Origin of the sequence: Carboxylicivirga sediminis, assembly GCF_018156225.1 — a bacterium.
GTDB lineage: Bacteria > Bacteroidota > Bacteroidia > Bacteroidales > Marinilabiliaceae > Carboxylicivirga > Carboxylicivirga sediminis.
In genome coordinates this window covers 40,508-51,988 of record NZ_JAGTAR010000021.1, presented here as the reverse complement: position 1 = coordinate 51,988, position 11,481 = coordinate 40,508, and the positions used below count along the sequence as shown (strand labels likewise).

Genomic DNA, 11,481 nt, shown 5'->3' with positions numbered 1-11,481 from the left:
AAACAATGAGTAAAATATTTGTAATCATCATAAGCTTGTTAATTAGCAGTTGTTTGTATGGACAGCATAAAATAGATCTAAAAGGAGTTTGGAATGTTCGACTTGACCCCGCGAATGAACTTATTGCTGGTTCAGGTAAACAAAACAAGACAACAGGCCAGATTAAGTTACCTGGCTCATTGGCTGAGAATGGCTATGGCTTGGAAACAAAGGGTTCGGATTTTGGGGTATTGACACCAACACATAAATATATAGGCAAAGCCTGGTATACACGGACTATTACTATTCCTAAAGCATGGAAAGGAAAACAGATAGAATTGACATTAGAAAGAGTCTTGTGGCAGTCTAAGGTATACGTGGATGGAAAAGAATTGGACGTTCAGGATGCATTGGGTACTGCACATATTCATTGTCTTGGGACATTATCGCCAGGTGAGCATGAATTAACGGTACTGGTAGACAATGATATGATATTTAACATCGGTGATAAAGGGCATGCTTATGGGGAGTATACACAAAGTATCTGGAATGGTATTGTAGGGCGAATAGAAATGAAAGCTTATGACCATATAAAAGTACAAGAGCTTAAAACATACTCTGATCTAAGTAAAGATAAATTAGAACTAAAAGTTAAACTCCACTCAGCTTTGAAGTCAAAAGCTAGCGTATCTTATGAAATTTTAAGTGTAAATACAGGAGAGTTGGTATTGTCAGGTGAATCAGAACAGTTCATAGTAACGGGTACTAATGATTTTAATATTAATGTGGATGTAGCTGGGAAGCTTCAAAAATGGAGTGAATTTACACCAGAAACGTATACCTTAAAACTGAAGGTACTTGCTGGAAAAAATCAGGATGTCGTTGAATCAGAGTTTGGTTTTTGCGAAGTGGGTCATGATGGGACGCATTTGCTAATTAATGATGTTCCCATATTTTTAAGGGGTAACCTTGATTGTGTTCATTTTCCACAAACTGGATATGTTTCATGTGAGTTAGAAGATTGGATGAGAATATTTCAAAAATATAAAGATTATGGACTAAATCATGCTCGTTTTCACTCATGGTGTCCACCAGAAGCAGCTTTTAGAGCCGCAAATCGTGTGGGGATTTATTTACAGGCAGAAGCCTCCATCTGGATTGATTGGTGGATGAGTGAGGATATGACAGAAAGGGGAAGACCAGAGATGAATACAAAAGGATTTCCTAAAGGGTTAGGGCACGATAGCGTTAGGGATAGTTTTGTTGTGGCAGAAATGAACCGAGTGGTCGATGTATATGGTAATCATCCATCTTTTACAATGTTTTGTATTGGTAATGAGTTGGGAAACTCTGATTTTAAGGTCATGGAGCATTGGATCTCAGACTTAAAGAATAAGGACACAAGAAGACTGTATGCAGCTTCTACAGCTCGAACGATTACCAAAGCGGATGATTATTGTGCAACGCACTATATTCCGAATGTTGGTGGAACAAGGGGTTTAAAAGGGGCACATACTGACTGGGATTTTGAAGATGTTTATTCGCAAATGGATATCCCCATTATCGCACATGAAATTGGTCAATGGCCTGTTTATCCTCAGTGGAAAGAGATAGAGAGGTACACTGGAGTGCTGAAAGCAAGAAACTTGATGGAATTTAAAGAGGAGGCTGATAAAAATGGCATTGCAGACCAGGATTATGATTTTGCAATGGCGTCAGGCGCACTAAATCAACTATTGTATAAATACGAAACGGAATCATTTCTGCGTACAAAAAGCTGTGCTGGAGTACAATTGCTAAGTATGCAAGACTACCAGGGACAAGGCGAGGCGCTAATTGGTTGGCTGGATGCCAACTGGGAAAGTAAAGGAATTGTGACTCCTAAGAAATTCAAAGAACATTTTAATACAACGGTTCCCTTATTAAGAATGAAGAAATTTGTATGGTCATCTAGTGAGCAATTTGACGCTAAGGCTCAATTAGCTCACTATGGCGATTCAGAATTGATTGCTGATTGTTTATGGGAAGTTAAAAATTCATCAGGTCAAATAATAAAGGCTGGAATGTTTAACAATAGGATGTTTTCTATCGGATCATTAAGTGAGCTTGGAAAAATAAATTTTAATCTTAATGAGTTTGATACGGCTGAAAAGCTTACAGTTTCAATATTCCTGGAAGGAACAGAGTATAGAAACAGTTGGGATATTTGGGTATATCCTGAAATAGAAATAAAGGGCCTGGAGGGCGACGTTTATGTGACAGCTAAGCTTGACGAGCTTGCGAAGGATGTTCTTGATAAAGGCGGGAAAGTATTACTATTAGCGCATCAGTTGGGAGTGAGTGAGACTTCAGTTACTGCAGGCTATTATCCTTTGTATTGGTCACTAACTTTCTTTCCTGGTCAAGGCAAAACAAATTTAGGTTTGCTTTTACAAAATGAACATCCTGCTTTTACTTCATTCCCAACTTCTTTTCATTCCGATTGGCAATGGGAGACAATCAGTAAGGATTCTAAGGGGTTTATCTTGAGTGAATTACCTATTGAGTATAAGCCTATTGCGCAACCAGTTGATGATTTTCATCGTAATAATAAAATTGGTTCTATTTTCGAACTAAAAGTTGGCGAAGGTTCTTTATTAGTATGTGGTTATAATCTGAATTCACGACGACCTGTAGCTAAGCAGTTAAAAAAGTCATTACTTGACTATATGAACTCAGTTGATTTTAGCCCATCTCATAAGGTAAGTTATCAGTGGCTTCAGCAATTATTGCCATATGTGCCAAAGGCTGAAGCAGTAGAACTACCTGAAGAGTTCGACAATGCAATACTGTATGTTAATGCCTCAGCAAAAGTGAGAAATGAGGATGTAGGTTCAAAATGGGAAAGGGAGTTTGATGAGGTGATACTGGCTGATAAAGCAGATTACGAAGTAAAGGCTGGTGGCGTTTGGAAAGATGATGTTGGTTCAGCTTGGTTTGGGGAGAACATGGAAATACAAATTAATTGTCCAGCTGGTATATTAGGTACATTGTATGTTCATTTTCATGACTGGAATAAACTAAACCGCACAGGAATAGTTGATTTTGAGGGGCGTAAGGTGAAACTTGATAAGCACTCCGGCGAAGGTCAATGGGTTAAATTCCATGTTATGAGAGAGGATAGTAACGATGGGAAATTAGTATTGAAATCGAATGTGGAAACTGGACCTAATTTGATGATTACAAAAATTGTACTTACCAGGGAATAAGGATTATTCAAATGGATTCTGATGGGAGGTGAGATTCTGGTAAAAATATAAAGGCATTCTGTCTAGTGACAGATTTATCTATAATATTGAGAGGTTAATCGTGTATGATTAGCCTCTCAGTTTTTATGCATAATGGCTAATTCATAAATAGAACAAATTAATATATTGTTTGATTCGAATCTAGTTTTAACCTCATTAACCACAATTGTAAATGATATGATATTTTTAATGGATGCTAGCGGTCATTGGGTATGAAGCTTTCCTAGTTTTGCCGCGTTTCACTACCACCTTTATGCAGCACATGGGCTATGGCCATCATCCATACTTTGTGTACGAGCATGCAGATTTGAAACGCACGCACTTTCATATTGTATCTACACGCATTGATGTAAAAACCAGCAAGAAGATAAAGGACAATAATGAAAAGCGCAAGGTCCATCAGTTTATCCAGGGACTTCAGCAACGCTATGAATTGGATACGACAAAAACGAAGCTGGATAAAATACAGCTGATACCAACCATCAATAGTCCGAATCTGCATGAAGGCGTTCAACAAGTGTTTAAGCTGCTCAATCAGTCCAATATTGAAAACCGGCAGGAGTACCTGGATATATTGAAAGCCTTTAACCTGGAACTCTACCAGTCCGAGCATAGTCAATCGGTTATTGTTAAAGGCCTGGATGGTCAGGTTTTGCGCCATCCCATAGCCTTATCCCAGTTTATGGAGCCTCCTAACCTGGATACTTTTCAGATGCCGAAACCTAATGAAGAGCTGCAGCGTGTATTGAAGTACAAAGTAGAGAATTTACTTAAGGAGTTGAATCGCAACTACCGCTTTTACACCATCCATGACTTGCGTGAGGCCTTTGTTGCGAATAACCTTTTGCCGTATCAGCTCTCAAAGAATGGCAACCTCAGTATCTACTCTCCCTTGGACAAAATCGTTGTGTATGCGCAGCTGTTACTAAAAAGATACAGGATGCGTTTACAAACATTTGTTTTAAGTAATGACCAGTTTCACGGTATGATTCGGGAATTCACGAATCAGTTAGTTCAAAAACATCCTAATAGCGCGGAAGCCTTGCTGGATAATGAAAAGTCAATATTAGGCGATAGTGAAAGCCGAAATCTTGTTTTAAAAGAGCTGAATTTAGACAATTGTGAAGCGTATAATCATCTGGCATCGCAGCTTGAACTCAGTGAGCAGGAAGCAGTACGAAAGGCCATCAAATCCCATTTGGCGTTTCTGGTTAATAAGGCGATTGAAAAGGCACAATCAACTTTCGTGTCGTATGTCAATAAGCCGGAAAGCAGCCAATGGGAGAGGCTCAACCATCAGTTTATGATAGAGCTGTTAAATTACCGGGATTGGGAAAACAGAAGAGATAAAACTCAACGGAAAGGATTAAAGAGAGCCTGGCAGAAAAAGGGACTAAGAAAGTCATAATAAAGTAAAATAAAATTTACAAAATGTGCTATATTTGTAAAATATATTTTACTGTATGCCAAAGAAAAAGATTGTCATATTACCCAAAACAAAGCGTATTCTTACAGAAATGGGTGAAAACATTAAGTTAGCTCGCTTACGTCGGAAATTGAGTACTGAGCAGGTAGCGGAGCGTGCTAATATTAGTCGTCCGACCTTGTCAGCTATTGAAAAAGGTAGCCCCACAGTAAGTATGGGTGCTTATTTAATGGTTTTACAGGTGCTTGGTTTGGAAAAAGACCTCGGTCTTTTGGCAAAGGATGATGAATTAGGTAGAAAACTGCAGGATGCAGAAATAAGCACAGCCAAACGAGCACCTAAACGATAGGGATAAATAATGATGGATGATAAAAGAGAAATATTGGTTTATGCACATTGGCAGGGAATGAAGGAACCTTTGCTCATGGGCAAGCTGTACTCCAGTAGATTGAAAGGTAGAGAGTTATTTTCATTTGAGTACGATAAACAATGGTTAAAGCATCAAGCTGTACAGATCCTGGATCCTGAACTGCAATTGTATTCAGGTTTGCACTACTTAAATGAGGAGCAATCAAATTTTGGTATTTTTCTGGATTCATCGCCTGACAGGTGGGGACGTATCTTAATGCGTCGTCGGGAAGCTGCTTTGGCACGTAAGGAAGAGCGTGAGGAGCAAAAGTTATTTGAAACAGATTATTTATTGGGTGTTTTTGATGAGCACCGAATGGGCGCAATACGCTTTAGGTTACATGAAGGTGGTCCGTTCCTAAACAATAACAGGGAGATGGCAGCTCCTCCATGGGCTTCATTACGAGAACTGGAACAAATAAGTCTTCGTCTGGAAGAAGAGGATGTGATGGATGATCCGGACTATTTACGTTGGTTAAGCATGCTGATTGCACCGGGTGCTTCATTGGGTGGTGCCCGTCCCAAAGCAAGCATACTCGATGACAAGGGAGCACTCTGGATAGCAAAGTTCCCAAGCCGAAATGACCAGGGGGATATCGGAGGTTGGGAAATCGTTACCTATGAATTGGCGATTGCAGCTGGTATTAATATGGCAGAATCAAGGGCTCAGAAGTTTTCTTCCTCGCACTATACTTTTTTAACGAAGCGTTTCGACCGGACAGAGACCGGTGAACGTGTACATTTCGCTTCAGCGTTGACGATGTTGGGCTACACTGATGGTCAAGATCATGCGGACGGTATCAGCTACCTGGAGTTAGCGGAGTTTATTCAGAATTATGGTGCTAATGTCAAAGCTGATCTGGAAGAACTTTGGCGACGTATTGTCTTTAGCATCTGTGTGTCTAATACTGATGACCATCTTCGTAACCATGGTTTTATACTAACAAGTCAAGGCTGGGTGTTGTCCCCTGCCTACGATATCAATCCGGTTGAGACAGGAACAGGTTTGAAGCTAAATATCTCGGATGAGGACAATGCCCTTGATTTGGATTTAACATTAGAAGTAGCAGAGTATTTTAGACTAAGCGAACAACGTGCCCTTGTAATCATTGAAGAGGTGAAAAAGGCCGTCAGCACATGGCGAAAAGTAGCTGACAAGTATGGTCTGTCCAGAGCTGAACAAGAGGTAAAAGCTATGGCTTTTCGTATGGCAGAATTGTGAATGTAGTGTTTATATAACAAGCTATTTTATGCTAATATTCTGTTAAAGGATATGCTTTGTAATTTGTTCTCTGACCCGTTTTGAAACACCACTATCATTAGCAATTGAATCCCATTGGCTAATGGCTTCACGAACTTCTTCGATAATTTGGTTCGCCTTTTTTACTTTAAATGTTTCGGCTAGTTTAAGTAAGTGTTCTTTGCCCGGATTTTTACTTTCACCGGCAATCATCGTGCTATGAAAGCCGAAAGCTGAATGAGAAAAAGTCAGGTCATAAGCCGGCGCAAATTGCCAGTTTCCTTTTCCGTCCATTAAAAAAGCAAAGTTCTTACTGTGGTCATCGCGGTTATGTGCAAATACATTAAAGGCAGCCAGGCGAAGGACTTTATCGTAGGCATTTACATGGCGCTCCAACTGAAATGCACAATCCATCAGGTGGCCATAATCCATGGTACTCATCCGAAAGTTGTCATGCATGATGCCACAAGCCGTATGCATATGCAAACGCCGTCCCTGAATGCGATCAAAACGCTTGGTGCCAAAATAGGCGTGCCCTGATTGACCATGGAATAATTGACATTCACTCATTTTAATTCCAGCAGCCAATGCCATTTTATAATAGGCATATTCAATATGGGCTATCTCCTCATTATCCGAAGAGGATGGGAATTTAATGATCCAATCTTCAAATCCTTCCGACAAATCATTGACACCGTGAATAAGTTCTGAGGATACTTTGTTATAGGCCACAAGTATTTTAGGTCTGGCACCACCTGAAGAACCACCGATTGCAAATAGCTCATCTAAAAGCTCAGTACTTTCACCTTTTAGCACGTGTGACATTTCCTGAGCCACCATATCTAATTCTAATTGTTTCTGATAGGCTTTATCTTCAAATTGTGGCCTGTAGCTTAGAGCACCCATGCCTTTATCGCCTACAAAAGCCAATCTGTCCAAAGGTGTTAATTGATGAATGTCGATACCTTTGGAGCTGAGAGTTCGGTCTAAAAGCAAACGCCCCCAACCATCTGGCAGTGAATCGTTGAATACGCCATAGAGGCCATCAAATGGTTCTTTGCTGGTAGTATTAATCTCATTGTTAAAGGGCAGTCGAATAGGGGATATATTTAAGCCGCTTCTGATAAAATCAAGATGATAGCGAAAGTAAATAGTTTGATTGTTGATGACCAACTCCCCAACTTCATAAGCCTTACCTTCTATATTCAGTGAGACCAGGATGTTGCTTATTTGATCCATCACTTAGGGTTTAGTTGTAAATAAACGTTCCAAATCTTTTTTATCCTCTCGGAGAGTGAAAATACTATCAAAATCAGATAAACGATTAAGCAGGTTGGCCAGTTTCAATAGGGACTCTAAAGAAATCTGTCCAGAGGTTTCAAATCGTTTTAAACTGCCAAGAGATACACCAGCTCGATCAGCCAACTCGGCTTGAGTCAGCTTGAGTTGTTTGCGTAAAGCTTTATGGCGGCTGGCCAATTCTTTACTGACACTATCAGGAGTGGATGAAATAGTATACATGTAGATAAAATATTAGCTAATTTACTAAAAAATATTCGATATAGCTAATATGTTAGCTGTGTATTACAGGGAGAGAAGTAAAGGTGATAGTAAAAAGTACCAACTTGCAGAAATGATTTCGACAGGAACTCCAGAATAGAAATTGAGGTAGTTATAGGTTAACCCGTTTAAATGAAACATTTTTGGCACAAAAGGAGGCTTCCGATAGGAATTGCCTCCTTCAATTCGTTAAACCAGACCTTAGTTAATACTATCATCTAGAGCTTTACCTGCTTTGAATTTAGCTACATTCTTAGCAGCTATCTGTATTTCTTTACCTGTTTGAGGGTTGCGGCCAGTGCGGGCTGAGCGCTCAGAAACCGAGAATGTACCAAACCCAATTAATTGGATGCTTTCTTTTTTAGCCAAAGTTTCTTTGGTTGTTTCAACAAAGGCATTGATTGCTTTTTCAGCATCAGCTTTAGTGATACCTGCTTTTTCCGCAATAGCGGAAACTAATTCTTGTTTATTCATATTGAGTTATATTTTTTAACCTCACTAAACTATAAATTTTTCATTGAGAACTGCGCAGTGCTAATCAAATATTAATGATTTAATGGGATGTTTAAAGGGAGTCTGCTTTCTCATATAATTTTCTCAGCTACTGAGGAGCGTTAAGTCACACCACCTAAATTCCGCCAAAGGTATTGATCGCCGGCTTGATAAGTCAAGTGCGGCTGAATGTGTTCATTCAAGGCCAGCCGTCCTTCGGAGGTGTTCAGTTTTTTGCTACTCACAAAAACTGACATGCCCACTTGACAAGAATCCAGCCGGCTCAATGGTAGGCGCCAAAATTTAATGGCGTGCCAGAAGCCGAAATAAATCTGCAAGGCAGCAGTAAATACTATGAAAAGCTTTGACATTTATGAAACAGTTACCAATTTAATTATCCAGCGATTAGAAAATGGCGTTATACCTTGGGCTATGCCCTGGAAAGCATCTAATTCCATTCCAAGGAATCTGATTTCTAAAAAGCCCTATCGGGGGTTTAACTTCTGGTATTTGTTAAGTTTTAACTTCGAACGGCCATATTTTCTGACCTTTAATCAGGTTAAGCAACTGGGAGCTTCCATTAAAAAAGGTTCGAAGTCATTTATGGTTATTTTCTGGAAGCTATTGGAGGTAACAAAAGATGGTGAAATGGAAGAAATACCGATGCTTCGTTATTACCGGGTCTTTCATGTGGATGATGTTGAAGGTATTGCTGGCGATAAAAGACCTGAAGATACCGCTCATGTTCATAACTTTAATTGTATTGACTCTTGCGAGCAAATCATAAAAAACTGGGAAGATAAGCCATTAATTAGGCATGGGGTGAACCAGGCTTGTTATATTCCTTCAATAGATGAAATACACATGCCTGATGTCAAATGCTTTTTTAAAGATGAGGAATATTACTCCACCTTGTTTCATGAGGCAGTGCATAGCACAGGACATCGCAAGCGCTTAAATCGCTATCAAAAGTTTCCCAATCTTAACTTCGGCAGCAAGGATTATAGTCAGGAAGAATTGGTCGCCGAAATGGGAGCAGCCTACCTTTGCGGCATCAGTGACATTGAAACTATCACCATTGATAACAGCGCAGCTTATATCGAAGGATGGTTGAAGAAACTTAGAAGTGATAAGAAGTTTATTGTATCAGCAGCCAGTTTAGCTCAACATGCCGTTGATTACATTTTAGGTCAATAGCCAAATTAAAACTCCTCGCTATTAGTATTTCAATAGCGAGGAGTATCTGAATTTTCAGAAAACCGTAAGGTTGTCTGTGTAAAGTTACGATATTTTAGCTGGTTATATGATTGTAGTTGCAATGGATGCTCTGATATTAAATGCATACAGCCTAAGTTTTTGTCTTAAGTTATTCATGTCCTCAGAGATTTTTGTTTCGAGTACTCTGGCATAAATTTGGGTGACATTTAGTGAACGATGCCCCAGTATTTTGGAAACCGTTTCGATGGGTACTCCATTGGAAAGGGTAACGGTTGTCGCAAACGTATGTCGCGCCATATGCATCGTGAGATTCTTCTTGATGCTACATATGTTCGCCAACTCTTTAAGATAGCTATTGAGACGTTGATTGGAAGCCACTGGCAGAACACGTCCTTTTAGCAGTGCTTCAGGATAATCTGCATATTTACTGAGAATATTTATTGCATTAGAAAAGAGAGGAATGTGACATTTCGATTTTGTTTTCGTTCGGTTGATTACAATCCACAAGTTGCCATCATTTCTTTGTTGAAGATGAGACTTATTGAGTTTGGCAATATCTGAATAGGCCAGGGCTGTATAGCAGGCAAACACAAAGACATCTCTTACTGTGGCTAGTCTTTCAAGTTCAATCTGCTTTGTTTCCAGACGAAATAGTTCGTCCTTTGTCAGGAAGTCTCGATGAGCCTCCTCTAATTTGACTTTAAATTTAGAGTATGGGTTTTTCTTGATGTGTTCCAGAGATATGGCCAGGTTCAACACCCTGCGAAGATGCTTATGGTAGTTCCAGGCGGTATTCTGGTGGATGCCATATTCAGCTTTAATATACATATCAAATCGATTCAGGAAATCATAGTTTACTTCATTAACCGGACAATCTTTGCGAGAGAGCTGGTTGTTTATAAATTCACCCAGCTTTGTTCTGGAGACACGATAATGCTTAAGTGTTTGATAGGCATAACCTTTTCCCAGGTTGGTTTCAATGGTGTTTAGGTAATAATCAAAAATGGTCAGAATGCCAGGTGTCTCATTCACCCCTAAATACCGGCGTTTAATGCTTCCGATGTCAAATGGTTTACCTATTGATACGAGTTGATTATAGATATCGAAGATATCCGTGGTCACCTTTGTTAGGCGATTGTTATAAACTTGAAATCCCTCAACATCGGGGTTGATTTTTTGAGCAACTTCGTTCCATTCATTGGGAGAAATAAAAATCCCCGTTGATAATTCCATCCGTTTTTGATTCAGTGTCACCCTTATGTAAATTGGGCAGGAGCCATCTTTTTTGGCTTTTGTTTTTTTAATCACATAGCAACTTATTAGTCTCATACCAGATAGTTTTTTTAAGGAAGCGCGAATAGGTCTCGCGAAAGACTTAAATTAAGACCGTTTTATTCTGACTTCCAAGTTCAAAATATATCAAAATGAGTCAAATAATATTTTGTGTGTCAGTGAGATAGAATTTGGCGAGACCTATTCTGTCTGAAAAAGCAATAGGTCTCGATTTAGTCCCTTTTAACCCCTGTTTTGATGCTTTTTGATGGGTTTTTGCCTAAAAGAAAAAGCGCTTAAATCATTGATTTTAAGCGCTTTTGTATTGTATTGAATTCGTTAAAAGTGCCCAAGACTGGACTCGAACCAGCACGGACTAAATCGTCCACAAGGCCCTCAAACTTGTGGGATACAAATATTATTGTAATCAAATTTACAATCTATTTTAAAGATGCCTGTATTTACTAGCTTTTTATCGCATTTACTCCGATTTAGTGCGACTTATTCGAACCCATATTTACAACAAATACAATATTTGTTTCCGAATTGTTTCCGAATAAATATTGGTTGTTATGAATTGTTTCCGAATAGCTCTAAAG

The 11,481-nt window shown here is 39.3% G+C and carries 9 protein-coding genes; 5 read left to right on the top strand and 4 right to left on the bottom strand.

Annotated features, from left to right (window positions below; all coding sequences use genetic code 11):
- Positions 1 to 5 precede the first annotated feature (5 nt).
- The 4 genes from KDU71_RS13865 to KDU71_RS13850 all read left to right on the top strand — a co-directional run bounded on the left by KDU71_RS13865 (position 6) and on the right by KDU71_RS13850 (position 6,322).
- Complete coding sequence (locus KDU71_RS13865) at positions 6 to 3,227, top strand: sugar-binding domain-containing protein (RefSeq protein ID WP_212191685.1); 3,222 nt, start codon at positions 6 to 8, stop codon at positions 3,225 to 3,227.
- 232 nt (positions 3,228 to 3,459) lie between these two features.
- Entirely contained in the window at positions 3,460 to 4,674 is a 1,215-nt protein-coding gene (locus KDU71_RS13860) for a relaxase/mobilization nuclease domain-containing protein (RefSeq protein ID WP_212191684.1), read from the top strand.
- Positions 4,675 to 4,729: 55 nt separating this feature from the next.
- Complete coding sequence (locus KDU71_RS13855; RefSeq protein WP_212191683.1) at positions 4,730 to 5,041, top strand: helix-turn-helix transcriptional regulator; 312 nt, start codon at positions 4,730 to 4,732, stop codon at positions 5,039 to 5,041.
- A gap of 9 nt (positions 5,042 to 5,050) precedes the next feature.
- A complete protein-coding gene (locus tag KDU71_RS13850; RefSeq protein ID WP_212191682.1) occupies positions 5,051 to 6,322 on the top strand; it encodes a type II toxin-antitoxin system HipA family toxin in 1,272 nt (423 codons plus the stop codon).
- 42 nt (positions 6,323 to 6,364) lie between these two features.
- Here KDU71_RS13850 and KDU71_RS13845 read toward each other — a convergent pair whose 3' ends face one another.
- The 3 genes from KDU71_RS13845 to KDU71_RS13835 form a co-directional block, all read right to left on the bottom strand.
- The gene (locus KDU71_RS13845; protein WP_212191681.1) at positions 6,365 to 7,579 is read right to left on the bottom strand and encodes a type II toxin-antitoxin system HipA family toxin; all 1,215 of its coding nucleotides are present in this window, start codon (positions 7,577 to 7,579) and stop codon (positions 6,365 to 6,367) included.
- Between the two features lie 3 nt (positions 7,580 to 7,582).
- Positions 7,583 to 7,861 (bottom strand): helix-turn-helix domain-containing protein, encoded by a 279-nt coding sequence (locus KDU71_RS13840; RefSeq protein ID WP_212191680.1) that lies wholly within the window; start codon positions 7,859 to 7,861, stop codon positions 7,583 to 7,585.
- 240 nt (positions 7,862 to 8,101) lie between these two features.
- Positions 8,102 to 8,374, bottom strand: a complete 273-nt coding sequence (locus KDU71_RS13835; protein WP_212191679.1) for an HU family DNA-binding protein — start codon at positions 8,372 to 8,374, stop codon at positions 8,102 to 8,104.
- Between the two features lie 372 nt (positions 8,375 to 8,746).
- Between KDU71_RS13835 and KDU71_RS13830 the strand changes: the two genes are divergently transcribed.
- A complete protein-coding gene (locus tag KDU71_RS13830) occupies positions 8,747 to 9,589 on the top strand; it encodes an ArdC family protein (RefSeq protein ID WP_212191678.1) in 843 nt (280 codons plus the stop codon).
- Positions 9,590 to 9,691: 102 nt separating this feature from the next.
- Here KDU71_RS13830 and KDU71_RS13825 read toward each other — a convergent pair whose 3' ends face one another.
- Positions 9,692 to 10,939: a site-specific integrase gene (locus KDU71_RS13825; protein WP_212191677.1), complete on the bottom strand. Its 1,248-nt coding sequence runs from the start codon at positions 10,937 to 10,939 to the stop codon at positions 9,692 to 9,694.
- Between the last annotated feature and the right edge of the window lie 542 nt (positions 10,940 to 11,481).